Genomic DNA, 22,522 nt, shown 5'->3' with positions numbered 1-22,522 from the left:
ATCCATCTTCCCTGTTTGTAATTATCTTCACATTTACATCTTTTCGATGTCCTTTTTACGTTTCAATGCTTCGATGAAATAGTAATCGGCATAGTTCAACGGTACATCGATCTCCGAATTATGAGGAATACTGCCGACTGAATGCATCAGGATAAAGTTTCCGTTCGTGCCTAACGCAGCACGATAAGCCGGGGAAGCCAACGACGTCATTATGCTGTCGGCATAGGCTTTATACTCTGAGGCATTTTCAACATCCATCGTACTGATCTCATACAAAGCGGAAGCGATACAGGAAGCAGCAGAAGCATCCCGAGGTTCATTCGGTATATTCGGAGCATCCATATCCCAATAAGGAATAAGATCTGTCGGCATTGCTTTATGATTTTTCATGAAATTGAATGTTTTCAAAGCCTGATCCAGATACTTACGGTCGCCAGTTTCACGGTAGCAAACAACGAATCCGTAAATAGCCCACGCCTGTCCACGACTCCAGGCCGACTCATGTGCATATCCCTGTGCCGTATGACGGTTACGAACGGAACCATCTTTCAGACTATAATCGATGACATGGTAACAGCTGCCGTCCGGACGGAAATGTTCCTGCAACGTACGGTCTGCATGAGCAATCGCTATGTTATAAAAAGAGGAATCACCGGATAGACGGGTCGCTTCGAACATCAGCTCCAGGTTCATCATATTGTCGATAATCACCGGACATTCCCAACCGCGTTCCGACTGCCATCCTTTATCTACATTCCATGACTGGATTACCTGGGGAGCCTCACGAAAACGGGTTGATAATGACTTGGCAGCCTGTACCATCACATCTTTATAAGACGGATCGGCCGTCAGACGCAAACCGTTACCGAAGCTGCAATTAACAATGAACCCGATGTCATGATGCCAGGTCAGGTTCTTGGCTTCTTCTATGGCCCATGTATATTTCTGAGCGAGTGGAAGCAAGGCCGTATCGCCCGTCAATTCATACAGATACCACACCGAGCCAGGGAAGAACCCACTGCGCCAGTCTCCATAGCCGCAATAATAAACTGAGCTATCCTTTTTCAAAGTCACAGGATTCAGGCATTTGCCACTGGCTTCAATGACTTCTATCTCGTTACCGAGCTGTGCACGGGCGAAATCGATATTCTCGTCAATAAAACTCTTTTCTAATGTTTTAGGTGTTCCCCCGCAAGAGATCAGGAATGCGGAGAAAGCTAAAGCGATCCAATTTTTCATTCTTCTTTTATTTATTGTTTTGTTTAATTGTAAATGTGTAAGTACCGGATTTTACCATTTTTCCGGCATTCAAAGAGAGACGATAGATTTCTTTTCCCCATACGTTGGATAAACGCGGGTCATCCAACGCGACTGTCTCTACAGACGGGGTGAAAGTATTTTTATCATACAGCAATTCTACCTTTTCTCCGTTTACATCTATCCGGACGATTCCTTCCGAAGAGACATCGATCTTACCCCAGGTCAGGAAATTGACTTGATTCGGTTCTTTCAACTCTTTCAGGGTAAATGAATCCTGAATCTTCACTTCGCCCTTATTCTTATTTAATGTATACGAACGAACCCATTTGTCCACCCCGGCTTCTTCAGGATAAGCGGTAGCAATATTAGCGGTAAAAGTCATCCGCTTCGGGTCGAAAGAAGTCGCAGTCGCTTTATATCGGGAACCAAACGACTGGGGCACTCCGTTTATCATCGGCAGATTATGGTAGTTGCTCTGCATTGTCCAGATCGTATACCGTTCGTTACTGAATGTCTGGCGGGTATAAGTGCCGACACCTGCATCGATAAATACCGGAGTCGTATTTGAATACAAAGAGAAAGTACCGGCATCATTATGATTATGGCTTTCATTGTTATATCCACCTTTCGCAGCCAGGAAGAAACCTGCTTTATTCGTCATATAACAAAATTCCGTTTCCGGATACCAGGTATAAGCCGGAGACTGATAAGAAGGTTCCACCTCTCCCATCTCCTTTGCATACAGGAGACTTTGTAAGGTGCGGAACATATCTCTCCCGGAAGAAAGTGATTTTCTGGTTGACAGGCTGTTCAGATAAGCGGCATACTGCATCATCACATCACTGCCTACCGCCTTTCCGTAGCGGAAAATAATCGGGGCATCTCCGCCACCTTTCGCCGAGGCATCCGCGAAGTTAACCACCCAGCCATTCCCTACATAGGAGCGGGCAATATATTCACCCATATTTTTGATAATCGGCTGATCGAACAGACTGATCTTTCCACCGGTCCCGTCGTACAATAATTGCAGATAATCATACATCTTTCCCGCAGCATGTCCCCAATAAGAAGGACCTTCTTCGCAGGCACCGTCCGAATGAGTATAGTTGATGAATTTATCGACCGAGACCATTGTACGATGAACGGCTTCCGCCAGTTTCTCTTTATCGTTTTCCAACAGTAGGAAACATTGCAGTACATTAAAGTTACACCACGGATTCCAGTTGTTGACCAAAGTCCCGGGTTTGTAATTGAAGGCCATCCACCAGAAACGGTCTTCCTTCATATAAGTATCCAGTATTCTTTTCTGTAACTCATGGCGCAGGCGTTCGGAAATAACAGGATTTACTTTATCAAATTCGGTATGGAAGAAATAATAAGTCCAGGACAATAAGGAACCCAGGTCGCCGGCAGTCAGGTCGATCACATCTTCTTTATAATCGGGTAAAGAACGTTTTGAATGTTGTGCGCTCAAATGTGCCGACAATACCCAGGAAGTCATCTCACAGGACTGAAAAACACCATTGATCAGCTGATTGATAAAGCGGCCCTTTCCTTCTGCCAGTTCGGCCATTACCAGGTCGGCTATGGCTCCGTTGTTACTGCCGAAAGGATCTTCCATGATCCGCCGGTTTCCGCTACGTTCGTATTCGATATAGTCGGTTGCTTTAACAACTTTCCATTCATAATCCAAACGTTTTTCTCCTTGTTTGATGTAATCATTCCTGTAATCTCCCAGAAATTGCTCCCAGGCAGTGCGATCGGTATAATCCGGATAAGGAACCCATTGCCGGTCCATCAATAAAACGGATTTCAATTCAGGTATATCTGCCGCCTTTTGCAGCAGATCACGTTCGACATAAGCATTTGCTGATGCTATTATTCCGAATAGCAAACAAAATAAGGTTAAACATTTCTGTGTTCTCATGGTACTACTTTTTTGCTTTGATCACAAAAGTAGAAAGATTGTCTATAACAGAGGCGTCTATTTATCCATTTCATATGCACTTATCGTCCAAAGGCATGGATAAAAATAAGTCAAAAGGTTCTTTTTATTTCATTGTAAATAAAGGTATGTCTTAGTCTGTTAAGGTATTTGATACCACCTTTGAAGCAAGCTGTTTTCACATATATTAAAATATAACTTAGTCCTAATGGAACTCCAATCATACCGATGCAAATATATATGTTATTAATGTTAACGAGTGTATTAATTTATCCATTTAATATGCACTAATAGTCCAGCGCTTATTTATAAAAAACGATAATCTCCCTATTTTAAAGCCTTTGTATATTTAGCCTCCGGATAAGAATGTTAACGATATTCAATAATAATAACAGTGATGATTTAATCATTCCAAACATCTTTTCAGTATCTGCAACGCAAATACCAATGATTTGTCTTTCTCCGCTCTCCATTTATTTATCAGTGCCTTACCTAAAGTTACCCTAAAATCCACACCGTTTTCAACAGTCATTATATACTAATTGATCTTCAATCCTTTCGCCATCCAAATCAAAAAAACAGCGTAGTTCCATTAGAACTATGTGGTTTTTGCCAAATACCCAGGCTGAAACTCACGGAAAAAGAATCAGTAAACCGGGTAAACAATTAATTAATCATTAACTAAATCTGGTGTTATTATGACAAAGGATTTTAATCGTTTTTACTTATCAAAACAGATGTTCCTGGGAGCAACCCTGCTTCTAGCATCTGTAGGATTGGCAACGGCCAGTCCGGCAACAGGAACTACGGGTACAGCCTTACCGAACCCTGTTGCTGCTTCTCCTCAACAAGCCAAATACATTATTAATGGAGTAGTCGAAGATCAGTTCGGTCCGATAGCAGGCGCCAATGTAGTTGAGAAGGGAACCACAAACGGGACAATTACCGATATGGACGGTAACTTTACCCTGGAAGTATCACCTAATTCCGTACTGGTCGTTTCATTTATCGGATTCAAGGAACAACAGATTCCGGTGAATAACCAGAAATCATTACGGATTAAATTATCGGAAGACTCCCAGGCACTGGACGAAGTCGTTGTAGTAGGTTACGGTACGCAGAAGAAGGTGAACCTGTCCGGCTCCGTTACCTCCGTAAATGTCAGCGAGATGGCCGAAAGCCGCCCGTTAACTAACATCTCTACGGCTTTGGCCGGAACTGCACCGGGGGTACAGATCACATCCAGCAACAATATCCCCTCCAACAACGGAGATGCGGATATTAAGGTACGCGGACAGGGAACATTGAACAACTCCTCTCCCCTGGTTATTATTGATGGTGTGGAAGGTAATTTGAACAGCGTCAGCCCGCAGGATGTGGAAACAGTCAGCGTATTGAAGGATGCTGCCTCATCGGCCATCTACGGTTCACGTGCAGCAAACGGTGTTATCCTGATTACCACCAAGTCAGGTAAGGCCGGCAGGATGAAAATCGACTATACCGGTTATGTTTCTTTCCAGAGCCTGAACAAGCCATACGACGTAGTCACCGACTATGCCAGCTACATGGAGTATATGAATGAAGGGATGCGCAACAGCAATAAACCCGAGCCTTTCTCCCAGAACGTGATAAATTTGTGGCGTGAGAAGTCGAAAGACCCGAACGGTCTGAATGAGCATGGTATTCCGAACTATCTGGCATATCCTAACAGCGACATCTTCGATGTGTATGAAACCGGTGTTTCCCATCAACACAGCCTGTCAGCAACCGGAGGTTCCGAAAAAGTGACTTATTATACATCTTTCAATTATCTGAATAACCCGGGTATCCTGGAAAATTGCGGATACGAACGTTTCAGCCTCCGTGCCAATATCGATTCGCAGGTAAAAGACTGGTTGAAAATCGGTGTAAACCTGAGCGGATATACAGCCAATACAACTCCGGTCAGCGAGAACATCAACGATATCTATACCTACGGCTTAACCGGTGGAAACCCGGGTATCGCCTATCTGGACGACCAGAACCGGTTGGGTATCAATGCCAATAATGAAGATGACCCTCAGAACGCTACAAACAATCCATATAATCGTTTAAGGAATGTGAGCGGTAACATCGGAATAAACACGCTGAAAACCCGTATGTATGCGATTTTGACTCCGTTAAAAGGTCTGACTATCCAGGGTTCTTATACCTATGATTATTATGACAAACAAAAGGATTCGAAACCGAACTTCGTCCCGATGTATAATTTCCAAACAAATACGTTATATACGGATGGTGTGGGCCAGACAAGCATCTATAATTACAATGAAAAGACCTACAGGAATTTCATGGATGCCATCGCCCGCTACGAACGTAACTATCTGAATAACCGCCTGAGCACAAATATCATGATTGGTGCCAGCCAGGAACAATACAAACGTTCTTACTTCAGTGCCACCCGTAAGGATTTGCTCGACCCGTCACTGGGTGTAATCGGAGGAGCTATCGGTGAATCTTCCTCAACCGGTAATGTTACGGAATGGGCGATGCGCTCTTTCTTCGGACGTATCAACCTGGGTTGGGATGACAAATACTTATTGGAAGCCAACCTTCGTGCCGACGGTTCTTCCCGTTTCCAGAAAGATAACCGCTGGGGTTATTTCCCATCGTTCTCTGCTGCCTGGCGTATTTCGGAAGAAAACTTCATGAAAGACTTCACCTGGCTGGACAACCTGAAGATACGCGGTTCTTACGGTTCGCTGGGTAACAACACCCTGGGAAGCAACAGAGATAACGACGGCAACTACCTCTCGCAATCGCTGTATGCACAGACCAACTACGTATTAGGCCGTACCGTGGCAATGGGACTTTCTCAAACTGCCATCGCCAATGCCAATCTGTCTTGGGAAACGACCTATATCACCAACCTGGGGGTTGACTATAATATGTTTAGCAATCGCTTGAGCGGTAGTCTCGAATTCTTCAATAAGAAAACAGACGGCATTTTGATTGACCTTCCGGCTCCTATGGTTCACGGTAACGCGACAATTCCTAAGCAGAATGCCGCCCAGGTAACCAATAAGGGGGTTGAGTTCTCTGTGAACTGGTCCGACAGAGTCGGTAAGGATTTCGACTATAATGTAGGCTTCAACTTCACTTACATCAAAAACAATGTCGATAAATTTAAAGGAGACGAACCTTCGTACGACGGAGCCAGAATGTTGAAGGAAGGACTTCCTATCTGGTCTTTGTATGTCCGCGAAATTGACCGTATCATCCAGACAGATGCAGACCTGGCACTGGTTGAAACGATGTTGAATAACCCGGAAGTAGAAGGTAAGGTCGTATTCCCTTACGGAGTTCCTCAAAAAGGTGATATCCTGTACAAAGACCTGAATGGCGACGGACTGGTAAACGATGATGACCGTACCGTTATCGGAAATGGCAAGAACCCGACCTTCACGTATGGAGTGAACCTGGGATTCAACTGGAAAGGCATTGACTTCTCTACATTGATTCAGGGTGTAGCCGGCATTAAAGACGTATATCTGAGCAACCTGTATAAAAGTGGTGTCCGCCAGGGTTACCAGATGAACCAGGAAGTTATCGACGGACGTTGGTACGAAGGCCGTACGGATGCCAGTTATCCACGTCTGCTGGACTATAGCGATACCCGTAACGAACAGTATTCCGACTTCTGGGTTGCCAGCAAGGCGTACCTGAAAATTCGTAACATCACATTAGGTTATACCCTGCCCAGTCAATGGACCAAGGTTGCCTATATGGACAGAGTCAGAGTATACGGCAGTTTGGAAAACTTCTTCACTTTCTCGAAGTGGAAAGGATACGACCCTGAAGTGAGCGGCGTTACCTATCCGACCATGCGTCAAGCTGTAATCGGTATTAATGTTACTTTCTAATCAGAATGTCTAACTAATAAACAGAATTATAAAATGAAAAAATATATCATGTCTTTTTTAGCAGCCTTATTTACATTGACAGGCTGTTACGACCTGGACAGGGCTCCATACGACCAGTTGAGTTCCAGTACTTTCTGGCAGACGGAAGACCAGTGTAAGCAAGGTCTGATGGGAGTTTACGCCTCCCTGAAAAACACCGACCTGTACGGTAAAATGTTTATGATAGACGTCAACTCCGATGTCGCAGCCGGATATGACCAGTATGAAGCCCTTCAGCTGGGAACCTGTACCCCGCGTACCGGATTCCTGAACGGCAAATGGCAAAACGGATACAACGCCATTCAGCGTGCCAATCTGGCTATCCGCAGCATTGGCGAAGCTCCTATCGACGAAGTACCTAAAAACCAGATGTTGGGTGAAGCTCGTTTTCTCCGTGCATTAATCTATTTCCACCTGCTGGACTATTTCGGAGGACTTCCCATATACGACGAAACGACCGATCTGGAAAAAGAGTTCAACAACCTACTGAAACCCAGAAGTTCTGCAGAAGAAACACGTGCTTTTATCCTTGCCGACCTGGAAAAGGCATTGGGCGCCGGACTTCCCGACCAATGGAACGATGCAAACTACGGACGTGTTACATTGTCAGCAGCCCAGGCCCTGTTGGGTAAGGTTTACTTGTACGACAAACAATACGACAAAGCCATCGAAAACCTGGAAAAATCCCAAGCTGGACATGCATTACATGATGACTTCGCTGAGTTATTCACTCCGACGGGCCATACCAGTTCCGAAATGATTTTCTCCATCATCAACCTGGGAGGAACAGGAAACAGCTACGGTATGCCTTTATGTTTCTATGCCGGAACCCGTAACTCCTATGGCAGTTGCTGGAACAATACGGTACCTTCCACCAACCTGGTCGACATGTATGAATACAAGGACGGACGCCCGTTCGACTGGGACGAAGTATTCCCCGGCTTCAACTCCGACAACCAGGTTAAGGAACGTGTATTCAGATGCACGGTCAACAGCGACGGTTCGGAAGTACTGGATATCCCGGCTGAATCGGAAAAAGTAAAAGAGATGTACGAACAGCGTGACCCGCGTTTATCGGCCACCGTTATCGCTCCTTACACAACTTATCTGGGATGGAACCGTAACCAAGAACGTCTGATGACTTTCATCTTCGCGAAAAACGAAAAAGGTGACGTTGTTGCCGTAAACGAAAATAACGGTTTCATGCGAAACAATAAGGGGGGATGGGAAACCTATTTCTGGAGAAAATTTGTACCGGAAGGCGACTGGAACGGACAAATTACCGACCGTGCCCATACCCCTGTTAACTTCCCGATTCTTCGTCTGGCAGATGTTTATCTGATGTTGGCAGAATGTTATAATGAAACGGGCAACCAGTCAAAGGCTGTCGAATACATCAACAAAGTTCGTGCCCGTGCCGGAATCGCCCTGCTGAACAGCGGTCCTTCTTATCTGGCCGCCAATACAAAGGATGAAGTATTCCAGCGTATTTTCCGTGAGAGAGCATTCGAGTTGGCTGGCGAAGGTATCCGCGACAGTGACCTGCGTCGCTGGAAATTATCCCATACTCTATTGAACGGAGATGAATTCGGCATCACAGGAAAACGTATGCTAACCCGTGTATTCCGCGAAAACCGCGATTACCTGTGGCCAATACCCGCTACAGAAATCGAAATCAATCCGGATTTGACACAGAATCCGAACTGGTAATAACCCATCTATTTCAAAAAAAGAGGAGGTGTGTCAAAACATCCAAAATATAAAAATCCCCCCTGCTACAGCTATGTGTGACAGGGGGGATTTTGTTGAAAAGAGAGTTTTGGCACACCCTCCTCTTTTTCCTGACTTCGTCAATGCGCCACCCAAATCATTTCGGTTCATCGGCGAAGTCAAATAGTGAGCGTATCGCCCGATGTTTATCAGTCAGGAATAGGGTCTTAGTATAAATTTCTTCATTTTCAGGCATCTTCACTCTGATGGTAGTAATAGTTTTGACGGCATCAAGTACCTTTCCTACGCTCAGGTCAATGTTCTTTTCTTTGATAATTCGCTCCAATTCCTTATATATTTTATAGGCGACAAAGCAAATGCAAACATGTGTGCTTCTATTCTTCGCGCAGGCTGAGATACACGTGCGATCACAAGATGTCGCAAGATCTCGTCCGGTATGCGATTGAAGCCAATATTATCATAGATACAATCAAGCAGCAACTGAGTTCCGTTGATCAATACAGCATCCATATTGCCGACTACTCGCTTGGTCTCTTCGAGTTCTCGCTGACCTGCATAGCTGTTAATCCATCTTTAGGCGGCATCACACAAATTTTCCGTGTCTTCTATTGAGTCCGCGGTGCCAAAGCTCTTTATTTCCTCATACTTACCGGAGGATTTGCTTACTACAACGACACTGATAGTGCCAGAGCGGTTCTTTTTCTTGCGCACATACATGCCGCAAAATTACGTTTTTTAGCTTGCGCCACCTAAAACAAAAGATAACTCGTTGATAATCAATTCACGCCGTGGTAGCGCAGAAAAGTGATGAAGTCAGGAAAGAGTACGTCACACAAAATTACAGGGCGTGGGTGAGCAGATATAATGTCGCCCTGGATAGTATAGATATTTTTCCGAAGACCGTCTATATAACAAAGAAAATACCTGCCCGCCTTTGGGGATTGGGCTGTCTGTCGGTTATGAGGCAGGACGATCCGGACTGTCGCCATATGTCGAAGTGGGGGTGTATTACAGGATTTGGTAATTTGATTTGATATTAATACTAAAGTTAGCCGTCTTGCTTGTGAGAGTAGGGTGTTTTTTGTGTTTAATAACATAATATTTAGCTTTGTGGTATGTAGATAAAATAATAAATTTAAAGCATTTATTAACTCTTTGTAGTTCTATAATCCATTTGTTTAACTTATTAAATTATTATTATGAAAAATCTATTATTTGCATCAGTGGCTTTTATGTTGTTTTTTGCGTGTAGCAACGAAACAGTATTTGATGAAAAGGATGATTCTACCATAGATGTCGTTACAAAAAGCATTAACGATAACGGCCCCTTTAATTTACATGATTGGAGAATAGAGGTTATTGGGGCTATTATGTATCATGGCTTTGATATGGGTCCATATTGGTCGGATTATGAGAGTAAAGGGAAAACTACATTCTTGACCGGACCTCTAACAATCGAAGAAACAATAGCACAATTTGGAGGATGTGTAGGATATAATATTTTAGGTCTTACGGATATTTCAAACTGGCTATATTCTTATAATATGCGTTATAATATTATATCTTTTCCTGGTCCACCTGATGATTCTAACACAGAATCTGATGGCTCTAAAAAGGAAGAAAAGACTGCGTGGGAGAAGCTTAAGGATAGGTATGAAGGAGCAGCATTTATAGAAGAGAACAATTGTCCTCCAGGATCTTCTTTTACTTATGCACAAGCTGCAGCTATTATGGCTCGAATGGATAAGCAAAAAGACGATGAGTTTCTGCCTTTTGTTTATATTAAAGCATATCCCTCCACCTCTAGTTTCAGTATTATATGCTGGAGTCTTTACGGGGCAGTAAACAACAAGACGACAGGACTTATTTATAGCAATCCTTATACTAGGATAGCTAGTGGCATTTTAGAAGCTTACAATAATCATATATACTCTGGGGTTACGTGTAGCGACCTTAATTAAGAAAGAGGCAGTCTCAAGATTTGAGCAAATTATGGGTTTAAAGGTGCAAATGAAATACCAAACAGAAGTTATTCGCCAATTGATATACCATTAATTCGTTATGCGGATATAGTCCTTTCTTTAGCTGAATGTTTGAATGAACAGGGAAAAACAGATTTGGGGTGAACCTCAATATTCTTATACTTGGGGAGGTAACCATTTATACAACTGGGTTATTCCTAGGTCTGAAATTCTGATGAATGAAAACCTAAAACAAAATGAGGGTTGGATAGACTAATCCATTCTTATAAATTTCTATTTCATGAGGGTGTCAGATTACTTTGACACCCTCTTTCTATTATTCTATACAATCAACAAAGTGCGTGCTCGTATCGATTAGTATTCCCAACCCGGTGTAGGTATCAAATTCGGATTAAGCTCTGTTTCACTTTTGGGAACAGGCCAAGTATACCACTGGTCACCAATCCAATCATAAACAGTACCTCCGGTACTCTCTGTTCCGCCCCATGCATGCTGGGCAACCTTTTCACTGAATTTTGTTTCTTTCAACGTACGCCAACGCATTTCATCAAAAAAGTTTATACCTTCGTTCACAAACTCACGACGACGTTCGTCACGCACATAGTTACGTGCAGTTGTCTGATCTGAGAAGCTAGAAGCCATAGTCGGTATACCGGCACGGTCACGGACCTCTTTCACCTTGGCCATAGCACCTGCCAAGTCATTCTTTTCAACAAGTGCTTCGGCCCACATCAACAGTACATCTGCATAACGAATGATAGGTTCATCTACCGGATTCTGCTCACGACGCAGGTATTCCAACCCCTCACCGATAAATTTACGATGAATATATTTAAATTCAGCCTGTGCATTCATAAAACCGGAAGCATAATAATCGTTCGGTAACTCCGGATTGGCATTCGGTTCGGCATTTGCCTGATCTGCATAATATTTACCAGCAACAGGCCAACGAAACGTGTACCACGCTTCTGCCGTAGAATTACTATTTACCCCCAAATAATTGGCATAAGGTGTCACAACATTGTAAGCCAAGCGCGGGTCACGATTGGCATATGCTGTTTTTAAACGAGCCTCATTACCTTCCGGCAAATAAATAGCCTGAATTTCTGCGGGCAATTTGGCCAGTTCCGTATCAACTGCCTTCGTAACCGTAGAATGGATTTCCTTTCCATTCACGAACTTATCGCGAATAAAGAATACTTTGCGATATTTCGTGTGTCCTTTGGCTGTCTCCATGTCAGTCACTTTCTTCCAATCAGACAAATAGTCCTCCCAAGCAAACTTTTTAACAGTCTGCCCATTCACCTCTTCATAAAGGTTTACCAACGCAGGAGTCACCTGCAAGTCACCCCAACAGCCACGGCTATCTTTAGCTCCCTGGGTAAATGCCGCACAATACTTTTGTATTCCCGTACCATATCCCGTAGGATCTTCTATATACTGCACTGCCAAAATAATCTCTTCACAACGCTCGTTAGCAACCTTGAACAGTTGTTTGTAGTCGGGGAACAATTTGTAACCACACTCACCTACCTTAGCAAAGTCTGCTATTGCTTTATCATACTCCTTTGTCAACAGATATGCCTTACCACGCAAAGCATAAGCAGCCCCTTTACTTACTCGTCCTTCTCCTTGGATTTGATTGTCAGGTAAATTAGGCTCAGCTATAGCATCGCTTAAATCCTTAATAACTTGAGCCCATATCTCCTGTTCCGAACTTTGAGGCTTGTCACATTCAGACGGGTTCACCGGTTCCGTATACAAAGGTACCCCTATTCCGCCATTACCGAAAAGAATGTTCAAACGATCGTAAAAGAATGCACGAAGTACTTTACACTCAGCAATCAAACGAGCTTTTTTAGCTTCATTGATAGGAGCATTTTCAATACCAGCTATAGCGGCATTAGCCCGATGCACACCGTCATACATCCATTGCCATGTTTTTAAGAAAAACCCGTTACTGGGATTGACCGATTTAGTAAACAAGTTTTGCATGCCATACTCTCCCTGTCCGGTCATACCAAACGCATCATACCCATAATAACCAATCATGGCATCGGCACCAATAATTTGATTTCCATGGAAAGGTCTCTGCAAGGAGTAATACACGCCAATAACGCCCTGGTCAACGCTTTCTTCGGTAGTCCACATAGTACCACTGGAAAGCTTATCATTAGGTGCCGTATCCAAAATATCCGTACAGGATGTTGCGACTCCGAAAACAGCCGCCAATGTTAACAAATTAAATATCTTTTTCATCTTTATGTGCTTTTAATTAAAAGGTTACAGACAGACCTCCTGAGAACATACGTGCAATCGGGTATGCGGCAAGCGAGCCACCCAATTCAGGGTCTACGCCTGGGAATCTATCGGATTTGAAAGTCAACAAATTTTCACCGGATACAAATACTCTCAAATTATTGATCTTTGCAGGTGCAACCCACTTCTTAGGCAATGTATATCCGATTTGTAATGATTTCAGCTTAACAAACGACGTATTATACAAATAGAATGTATTTGAAGGGGTAGTACCACCGGAAGTAAGCAGACGAGGATACTCGTTAGAGATTCGGGCATTCGGGTCAGCTGCAGGATCGTAGGAAGAACCGATGACAACGCCCTGCTCATTTTTAATGATGCCAGCATGTGAAGCTTCCGAATCGTAGAAATAATATCTGTTCCAAGCATCGCCAGGCAAAGCATCACCGGTATTAGTAATCATAGATCCATTTGCTCCTTTTGAATTAATGTAATGATAACCTCCAAAGCGTCCTGACCACATCATATTCAAATCAAAACCACGCCAAGAGGCATTGATATTAAAGCCCAAAGTAACCTTCGGAGTCGAGCTCTTACCGGTAAATTCGCGGTCATCATCATTTCCATATTTACCATCACCATTCAAGTCGGCCATGATCAAGTCGCCATACCATAAATTGGAACCATTCGAATTAATTTGTTTCAAATTATTATTGAAAGTATATCCGGCAGCCAACATCGCAGCCACCCAATCCAAATCGGCCTTCGTACGAATCATACCGTCACGAGGTCCTCCATTCGGATTAACACTACCGTCGGCCAACTTATAAGAACCGTCACCGGAATAAGGACGACGCAAGAAAAACTCATCTATCATGTGTCCTTCTACACGACGGGTATCACCTCCGGTAGAAACATCTGCCAAATTAGTATAACGCATTGTCGGATTACCCCAGATATCTTTGACATCTTCATCCAACTCATACCGCAATTCGCCTTTAAAATCGGTTACTTTATTCTTATTGAAAGCCAAGTTGATCCCTACGCCATAACGGAAATCTTTAATCTGATCGTTCCAACCCAAGTTCAGTTCAAGACCACGGTTAGACAAACTGGCTGTGTTTGACATAGGAGCACTGATACTACCCATTGTTTTATACATAATGGAATTAGTAAGAATATCCGAAGTCTTTCGCAAATAGAAATCAGCTTCCAAACTTAAACGTTGGTTAAGGAAAGAGGCATCCAAACCGATGTTATAAGTGGTCACTTTTTCCCAAGAAAGTGCCAGGTTTTGAATAGAAGATTGTATCAAACCATTTTGTACTCTTTCGTCAAACACATTGTTCACTTTCTTATACAAAGCTTGCCAGTCATAATTACCCCCTACGGTGTTACCCAACGAACCATAAGAAGCACGAAGTTTCAAATTGTTAACTGCATTTTTGACGGGTTCGAAGAAAGATTCTTCACTGATACGCCAAGCAGCAGACCCGGATGGGAAAAAACTGCTACGATGTCCGGGAGCAAACTTGGAAGAAGCATCTGACCGGAAACTGAATTCAAACAAATAACGGTTATCATAAGCATAGTTTGCACGTCCGAAATAAGATAATATAGCATTCACCGACTTGGCACTACCACCAATGGATTGCATTTCCGCACCAGATGTTATATCAGTAATACTCCAATCTATCAAACCTTTCTTTGTTGCACTGAATCCTGTAGTTTCACCACGATACTGCTCATAACCGAACAAACCTGCCACATCGTGTTTCCCGAATGTATTGTTATAGCGTAACATCAAGTCAGCCGTATAACTGGTCGATTCATACGAATAACGATAAGTCGTAGCCTGGTCCAAGACACCCAATCCTTCTTTCGGTGTTTCAAAACTCTCGCGAAAACTATAACGAGGCAGGTTTTGAGAGTAATGTTCGTCTTGGCGGCTGTACTGGCTCCAGTTGAATTTGGCTTCGGCTACCAAACCTTTCAAAGGTAACTCGACGTTGGCATACCATGTCGTATTGAGGCGTGTATATGTATTCTGTCCTCCATTGGCTGCCACTCCTTGCAAAATATTATCCTTCTGGGTTACTTCCGGATGTTCGCTACATCCATACTTGCCATCATAGATAGGAGTCTGCCCGGGCCATGCCTGAAGCAAATAAGTCATAGACGTACTTCCCGGATCCTTGAACTCTTTGGTTCCATAGGTTTGTGTTCCGAAAGTAATGATATCTGCTATTTTTGTTTCTATATTGGCACGGATATTGAAACGTTCCATGCTTGTATTATCCAATGTACCCGGATTATTCTGATAACCCAGCGAAAGCAGATAAGTGGTATTCTTGCTACCTCCCGACACATTGACACCATATTTCTGATAAAAGGCGGGTTCAAACAAAATTTGTGCCCAGTCTGTATTCGGGTATGCCAACCAGTTTGGAATCTGTTGCCCTGTAACAGGATTCGTATAGATTCCGTTCGGATTCAAATCAGCTTGACGCCATTCTTCAATACTTTCAAGGCTATAGTCTGGTGTATTGGCAGTCGGGTTGGCATTCAGCTTAGCAATATTGTGCAACTCCATGAAATCGGCCGTACTTGACATCAATTTAAAATCGGTAATCGGCTTTTCCTGTGCAAACATAGCATTGAAAGTCACTCTTGGGCTTTCGTCTTTTTTCCCTTTTTTGGTTGTTACCAAAATAACACCGTTGGCTGCACGTGAACCATAGATTGCCGCCGCACTGGCATCTTTCAAGATTGAGATGCTTTCAACGTCATCCGTATTCAGCGGAGCCATATCAGCAGCAACACCATCGACCAATACCAATGGGCTACTATTGTTGAATGAACCTTGGCCACGCACCTGGATACCGATACTTTCGTCACCAGGGTTACCACTTCCTTGAGTAACGCGTACACCTGGAGCCGCGCCCACCAAAGCCTGTCCGAGGTTCATCACCGGGCGGTTGGCTATTTTTTCCGCACTAACGGATGCTACCGAACCTGTCAGGTTCACTTTTTTCTGTGTACCATACCCCACCACAACAACTTCGTCTAACGCCTGTGAGTCTTCCTTTAGTTTAATAGTAAATGACGTTTGACTACCTACGGAAACTTGCTGTTCCGTATAGCCGATAAAAGTTATAACCAAAACAGCATTAGGAGAAACTTCCAGATTGAATTTACCGTCCATATCGGTGATCGTTCCGTTAGTTGTGCCCTTTTCGACAACATTGGCTCCGGCAATCGGTCCTAAAGCGTCCTCAACTGTTCCTGTTACTTTTTTCTTCGCTTGTTGAGGAGAAGCAACAAGCGCATCGGAAACGGGAATCTCTATTCCCGGATTGGCTGAAGCCAACCCCACAGATGTCAAAAGCATAGTTACTCCTAAAAACATCCGTTTTGATAAATAAAAACGATTAAAATCCTTCGTCATAATAACACCAGATTTAGTTAATGAATAAATTGTGTTTGCGCACACCAAATCACTACAACTTGTTGTGCAAGAATTTTAGCCCGTTCGTTTCACATAAAAAGGAAATAGTCCTAGCTGGACTGTGTCCATTTATTCATTAACTAATCATTAGATTTTGGCTCATCAGTAATTTTTTACAAATAAGAAAACAACTGAGAATAAAGCTCTGTCTCTTTTTGTTTTTCAATAGCAGAACAAAAGTAGTTTAGAAAAGTCGTTAGAATTCTATTATTTAATATTAACAGAAAAACAGTAATTGATATAACCTAATTTTGAGAAATGAATGTTCTATTTCTACCTGTCAGAACTTCAATAGTTAGTGCAAATTGACCATAATCTATGCACTATATTCATATACAGCCCATTACTATTGTGTTAATTTTTTATTTTTGGACAATAAATGCACCAATATTAGACAAAAATGTATGTTAACAGATCATACGATGTGTTACTTTTGTGCCGTACAGTTTTGTTTCATGATATGGACACAGTCCAGCTAGAACTACACTCTCCACAAAAAAAAGGATAAGGCATTAATCAATAACACCTTATCCCATAAACATTTCCTCATCAAAAGAACTTCTTACAATTCCTGTTTAAGGATTATTCTTTTAACAGAGTAACTATTCGGTAGAACAGATCTCGATAATTAGTTTATCCAACCATCATTCTGAACCAGATTGCTATTTCTTTCACATTCCGTGCTTGGAATAGCCCAGGTATAAAGATAATCTCCACCCCATGAGAACGGATTTACGACAGTACCCCAGATTTCTTTGGAACCATCACCAGTTTTACACCAGTCACCGATCGTTCTCCAACGAATTTCGTCATACAGGTTAACACCTTCCAAAGATAATTCCCAACGACGTTCGTTACGGATACGGGTACGCATATTTTCCTGGCCACTTACATAAGTAGGTTTACCGGCATCTGTTGTCTGCAATAATGCAGCACCGGCTCTCTCACGTACAGAGTTTACCAAATCAACAGCTTCCTGCTTAAAGCCTTGTTCATTGATAGCTTCTGCCAACATTAAGACTACGTCTGCATAACGGATCAACGGATAATCCCAGGGGCAATATTCACGATTAGGAGTTTCAGACGATCCTTCCGCAACAAATTTGCGATACAGATAGTAGAACAAAGTCTGGCTATCCGTTCTCAGGTCATACGGTTCGACTTCATCCGAGTTGGTTGCCGGCCAACGCAAGGTATAAGTATATTCTTTTGAACCGATTGCCCCGTTATATTCAGCATACGGAGTAATGACAGTCGCTTCCAGACGAGGATCGCGATTTTCGTAGGCTTTACGCAAACGGGCTTCATTTCCGGAAGGTAGATATTTAGACATATCAGCTCCATTTTTCACGGCCAGTTCAAAACCTGCACGCAGTTTTGATTTTATATCTTCCGAATAAGTATCCCACTCACCGACAGTATCGCGGAGGAAGAAAACCACACGTTCTTTAGGAGTCATCTCATTATATCCCGGTAGGAAGTCATTCCAGTTAAACGGCTTACCGTCTGCACATTCAAATGATTCCACCCAGTTTACACTCGGCAGATAACTATTCCAGCAAGAACCAAAAGAAACACGTGAACCTAACCAGAATTGTGTTTTGGAACCATAATCTTTGATACCAATATTCTGTTCCGAGAAAATCATCTCATCACATTGTTCATTATCTGTTTTGAAGAGTTGTTTGTAATCCCCCTGAAACAATGCAAAACCGACATCTCCGACTTTACGCAAAGCAGCTTCCGCTTTTGCATAATCTTTCATCCACATATATGTCTGTCCCAGCAAAGCATATGCCGCACCTTTCGTTGCACGACCATAATTGGCATCACCTTTCGCATACTTATTCGGCAAATTAGCACTGTTGATGCAGTCGTTCAAGTCGGAGATAATAACTTCCCATACTTTGTCAGCCGTTTCACGTCCATTGGTACACTCGCTGTCTTCCACCGGTTCCAGATAAACAGGAACACCCTGGAATACACGGTTCAAACGGAAATAATAGTAAGCACGCAAGAATTTGGATTCAGCGATCAAACGATCTTTCTTTGCATCATCCAATGGAGCTTCCGGTAAATGGGCTATGGCATCATTTGCACGGTGAATTCCTTCATACAACTGTTTCCAGGTATCAGAGAACAAACTATTGCCGGCAGTAATTGTTCCATTCAACAAATCCTGAGGATCACGGGCCTGACCGGCAAATCCCATAGCGTCTTGTGTAAACATTTCATGTGCAACCTTTGCCTCGCGCAATGTGGCATAGATACCATTCACACCCATATCACACATCGTTTCATTTCCCCACATGGCTCCGGAACCTACCTTATCGTATGGATTCGTATCCAACAAATCAGGTTTACAAGCTGTCATAACCGAAGCAACAGCTGTAACAACTAATATTTTATTTACTAATTTCATTGTCTTTTCTCTTTTTTAGAATGTAACACTAATACCCGCAGCAAACTGGCGCAAAGAGGGATAATTTGTAGTTGCCCCCATTTCAGGATCCTGACCGGGGAATGATGTTATGGTAAACAAGTTTTCACCAGACAGATATACACGAACTCTTTCCGCAGAAACTTTTTCTGTCAAAGAGACGGGCAATGTATAACCGATTGTCAGATTCTTCAATTTCATATAAGTACCGTTGTACAAATAATAGTTGCTGGTTTGCCGACTCTGTTTTGAATTTTCCACCAAACGAGGGATGTAGCCATTCAGATTGGTTCTCGAATCAGTCGGATTTTCCGGATCATAGAAATAATGATCGTTTGCAACCCGTTCAGATGTAGCAAAACCATTTCTAATAGCGACACTATTATACGGATCTTCTTCCCAATACAGTTTGTAGCCACCGTTACCGGCCCACAACATACTCAAATCAAAGTTTTTCCAACTGGCACTGATATTTATACCATAACCGAATTTAGGCATAGCGGAGGAGCCCTGAAAATCATAGTCATAAGAACTGCCATAAATACCGTCGCCATTCAAATCGGCATAAATCAAATCACCGTAATAGATATTATTCTTACCCACACTCTGGTTGGGCATAAATTTGTAACCAGCGTCTATCATGGCATTCAACCATTTCATATCATCTTCCGTACGGATCATACCATCTTTCGGACCTCCTTTAATATCTACGGAACCATCGCTGTTGAAGTGAGAACCACTACCGGAATAGGTATTCAAGGTGTAGTATTCTTTGATCGGATGCCCTTCAACAATACGTCCTTTATCTTTATCGACTGATACATCACCGATGTTAGACTGCCATACTTTCTTTCCGTCTTTCTCTACCCAACCGGCCTCATATTTACCCAGGTATTTTGTTACCTCATTATGATTATAAGAGAAATTGGTAGAAACAGCATAATTGAAGTCGCCTACATGATCTTTCCAACCTACTGTCAATTCGAAACCACGGTTTGTAACCTCAGCTGTATTCATAGTCGGCGGAGTCTTAATACCCATTGTCAGATGCAGGTTCGGAGTTGTCAAGATACCGTCCGTTACCTTATTATATACGTCCAACTCTGCTGTCAAACGATTATTGAGGAAACCGGCATCCACACCAAAGTTCGTAACGGTTGTACTTTCCCATTCCAGACGGGAGTTGCCTATCCTGTTCTGCGCCAAGGCAGCGGCCTGAGCCCCTCCGAAAGAATAATTATAAGTCTTATAGGTAGCCTGATAACCGTAATAATCCTGATAGCCATCTTTATCTGTAATACGGTTGTTACCGATCTGTCCCCATGAAGCACGGATCTTCAGATTAGACAACCAGTCGATATTCTTCATAAATTCTTCTTCCGACAAACGCCATGCTGCAGAGAATGACGGGAAGATACCCCAACGCGAATCGGAATTGAAACGGGAAGAACCATCATAACGGAAGTTTGCCTCAAACAGATATTTGGACAGATAAGCATAGTTTAAACGGCCAAATACAGAACGAAGCGCTTCATCTTTTGCTGTACCAGTACTGGTCTGCATTTCTGTGGCAGCATCGGGGACGTTGATACTCGGGTCTATCAATCCTTTTTTCTGTTGCTTATGCTCATATTGTTTATAGAAATATTCGTTGTATCCCACCATTACATTCAAATCGTGACCGCCTTTGAAGCTCTTGTCATAACGCAAAATATTTTCCAGCGTATATGTTTCTTCTGCATACGACTTCCAGGTTGTTGTCATCTGGTCAGGAGTCGTTGCCGTAGAAGCAATCTCACCATTACTGAATGTATAGCGAGCCTGCGGGACTGTATGTGAGTTATATTCGTCGAAACGACGTCCGTAGTTGAAATTGAAGTCCCAGCTCAAACCTTCCATGAACTTGATCTTACTGTACATCGTCGTATTAAAACGGGAAGAACGGTTCTGCCCATCAGTCTGTTTCAGATATGCCCAGATATTATTAGCTGTAGAACTTTCTTCGGCAGCTTCCTTATACCCCATTTTACCATCATACATACCGATCAAACCCGGCGTAGTCTGACGGATAAAGTTCAACATACCGGTATCGGCGTAATTACCCTGCTCTTTATCGTTCATAATAGCATAGGTACGGGTTCCCAAGGTCAGCCATTTGTTTACATTTGCTTCAACATTGGCACGCAATGTGTAACGTTTTAAACCTGTATTTTCAACCAGACCCGGGTTGTCCATATAACCGGCTGACAATAAAAATGTAACTTTTTCGCTACCACCGTTCACCGAAACAACATGATCCTGAACCAGATTATTCTTATACATTTCTTTGTTCCAGTCTGTATTCGGATAAGCCAGCCAGTTAGGAACACCGTTTGCATTCAAACCGTTCGGATCAGCGTTGGCTGCTTCCCAGGCTTCGATCGTTGCAGCCGAGAATACATCATTGTAACCCTCATTGAATTTTGCTTCATTGATCAAACGCATATGCGTAGGATAATCCGTTACAAAATCCAGCAGATTGGAAGGTTGAGCCATAGAGAAAGTACCCGAATAAGTTACGCGGATCTTTTCACGGTTACCTTTCTTTGTCGTAATCAGAATGACACCGTTAGCAGCACGCGAACCATAAATAGCAGCAGATGCAGCATCTTTCAATACTGAAATAGTCTCGATATCCTGTGGATTAACGGCATCCATCGAGGCCTCCATACCGTCGACCAATACCAGCGGACTGGCATTATTCAATGTACCTGTACCACGAACACGGATCGTTGCGCCATCGTCGGTCGGATTACCTTTACTCTGCATAACCTGCAAACCGGCAGACAAACCACCCAAAGCCGATGAAACATTAGTAATAGGACGACTTGCGGCTTGTTCCGTAAAGTCGACGGAAGAAACAGAACCTGTCAAATTCACTTTTTTCTGTGTGCCGTAACCTACAACGACCACCTCATCCAAAGCCTGAGAATCTTCCTTCATCTGAATAGTAAATGAAGTTTGATTGCCTACGGGAATTTGCTGCTCTGTATAACCGATAAAAGAAACGACCAGAATAGCATTAGGAGAAACGTTCAACGTAAATTTACCTTCCATATCGGTAATGGTTCCGTTAGTGGTTCCTTTTTCTACAACATTTGCTCCTGCAACCGGGCCAAATTGATCTTCCACTACTCCACTCACCGTTTTCTGCGCTTGCTGTGGAGATGCAAGCGAAACATTGGTACCTGAAGTACCAGGTCCATAAATAGACGAACTGGCAGATGCCACTCCAACCGATGCCAGGAACATTGTCGCTCCAACAAACACCGCCCTGGGTAAATAAAAACAATTAAAATCCTTCGTCATAATAACACCAGATTTAGTTAATGAATTAATAATTATGTACGCCAAAACACCTTTTGTTTTTGAAGTACAAAGGATAATTAGTTTTGTTCGCTTAACTTAAATGCAATA

The 22,522-nt window shown here is 42.9% G+C and carries 12 protein-coding genes and 1 pseudogene; 5 read left to right on the top strand and 8 right to left on the bottom strand.

Annotated features, from left to right (window positions below; genetic code table 11):
- Window positions 1–33: 33 nt before the first annotated feature.
- Window positions 34–1,239, bottom strand: a complete 1,206-nt coding sequence (locus tag IEY67_RS16205) for a glycoside hydrolase family 88 protein (protein ID WP_183668758.1) — start codon at window positions 1,237–1,239, stop codon at window positions 34–36.
- Window positions 1,240–1,246: 7 nt separating this feature from the next.
- A complete protein-coding gene (locus IEY67_RS16200; RefSeq protein WP_183668756.1) occupies window positions 1,247–3,187 on the bottom strand; it encodes a heparinase II/III family protein in 1,941 nt (646 codons plus the stop codon).
- 716 nt (window positions 3,188–3,903) lie between these two features.
- On the opposite strand from IEY67_RS16200, the gene IEY67_RS16195 reads away from it, so the two are divergent.
- Together IEY67_RS16195 and IEY67_RS16190 are read left to right on the top strand one after the other, a co-directional pair.
- On the top strand, window positions 3,904–7,107 hold the full coding sequence (locus tag IEY67_RS16195; RefSeq protein WP_122373585.1) for a SusC/RagA family TonB-linked outer membrane protein: 3,204 nt from the start codon (window positions 3,904–3,906) through the stop codon (window positions 7,105–7,107).
- A gap of 33 nt (window positions 7,108–7,140) precedes the next feature.
- A complete protein-coding gene (locus IEY67_RS16190) occupies window positions 7,141–8,856 on the top strand; it encodes a RagB/SusD family nutrient uptake outer membrane protein (protein ID WP_007655028.1) in 1,716 nt (571 codons plus the stop codon).
- A 157-nt stretch (window positions 8,857–9,013) separates the two neighbouring features.
- On the opposite strand, the gene IEY67_RS16185 is transcribed toward IEY67_RS16190, so the two are convergent.
- Window positions 9,014–9,202 carry a hypothetical protein gene (locus IEY67_RS16185; protein ID WP_044214806.1) on the bottom strand — a complete coding sequence of 63 codons (189 nt, stop codon included), beginning with the start codon at window positions 9,200–9,202 and terminating at the stop codon, window positions 9,014–9,016.
- A gap of 50 nt (window positions 9,203–9,252) precedes the next feature.
- Window positions 9,253–9,594: pseudogene (locus tag IEY67_RS25485) on the bottom strand (IS1634 family transposase); the annotation flags it as partial.
- A gap of 71 nt (window positions 9,595–9,665) precedes the next feature.
- Between IEY67_RS25485 and IEY67_RS16175 the strand changes: the two are divergent.
- The 3 genes from IEY67_RS16175 (at window position 9,666) to IEY67_RS25440 (ending at window position 11,003) form a co-directional block, all read left to right on the top strand.
- Entirely contained in the window at window positions 9,666–9,911 is a 246-nt protein-coding gene (locus IEY67_RS16175; RefSeq protein WP_183668754.1) for a DUF6808 domain-containing protein, read from the top strand.
- 165 nt (window positions 9,912–10,076) lie between these two features.
- Window positions 10,077–10,838 carry a hypothetical protein gene (locus IEY67_RS16170; RefSeq protein ID WP_007655034.1) on the top strand — a complete coding sequence of 254 codons (762 nt, stop codon included), beginning with the start codon at window positions 10,077–10,079 and terminating at the stop codon, window positions 10,836–10,838.
- 54 nt (window positions 10,839–10,892) lie between these two features.
- Window positions 10,893–11,003 carry a RagB/SusD family nutrient uptake outer membrane protein gene (locus IEY67_RS25440; protein ID WP_349177040.1) on the top strand — a complete coding sequence of 37 codons (111 nt, stop codon included), beginning with the start codon at window positions 10,893–10,895 and terminating at the stop codon, window positions 11,001–11,003.
- A 210-nt stretch (window positions 11,004–11,213) separates the two neighbouring features.
- On the opposite strand, the gene IEY67_RS16160 is transcribed toward IEY67_RS25440, so the two are convergent.
- The 4 genes from IEY67_RS16160 to IEY67_RS16145 form a co-directional block, all read right to left on the bottom strand.
- The gene (locus IEY67_RS16160) at window positions 11,214–13,118 is read right to left on the bottom strand and encodes a RagB/SusD family nutrient uptake outer membrane protein (protein ID WP_183668752.1); all 1,905 of its coding nucleotides are present in this window, start codon (window positions 13,116–13,118) and stop codon (window positions 11,214–11,216) included.
- A 16-nt stretch (window positions 13,119–13,134) separates the two neighbouring features.
- Window positions 13,135–16,566: a SusC/RagA family TonB-linked outer membrane protein gene (locus IEY67_RS16155; RefSeq protein WP_122373588.1), complete on the bottom strand. Its 3,432-nt coding sequence runs from the start codon at window positions 16,564–16,566 to the stop codon at window positions 13,135–13,137.
- Between the two features lie 688 nt (window positions 16,567–17,254).
- On the bottom strand, window positions 17,255–19,048 hold the full coding sequence (locus IEY67_RS16150) for a RagB/SusD family nutrient uptake outer membrane protein (RefSeq protein WP_007655038.1): 1,794 nt from the start codon (window positions 19,046–19,048) through the stop codon (window positions 17,255–17,257).
- Between the two features lie 15 nt (window positions 19,049–19,063).
- A complete protein-coding gene (locus tag IEY67_RS16145; RefSeq protein ID WP_122373589.1) occupies window positions 19,064–22,414 on the bottom strand; it encodes a SusC/RagA family TonB-linked outer membrane protein in 3,351 nt (1,116 codons plus the stop codon).
- Window positions 22,415–22,522 lie beyond the last annotated feature (108 nt).

The organism is Parabacteroides faecis (assembly GCF_014647375.1).
In the GTDB taxonomy this organism is placed as follows: domain Bacteria; phylum Bacteroidota; class Bacteroidia; order Bacteroidales; family Tannerellaceae; genus Parabacteroides; species Parabacteroides faecis.
The sequence above is the reverse complement of the archived record's forward strand: the minus strand, read 5'-3'. Positions and strand labels throughout refer to the sequence as shown.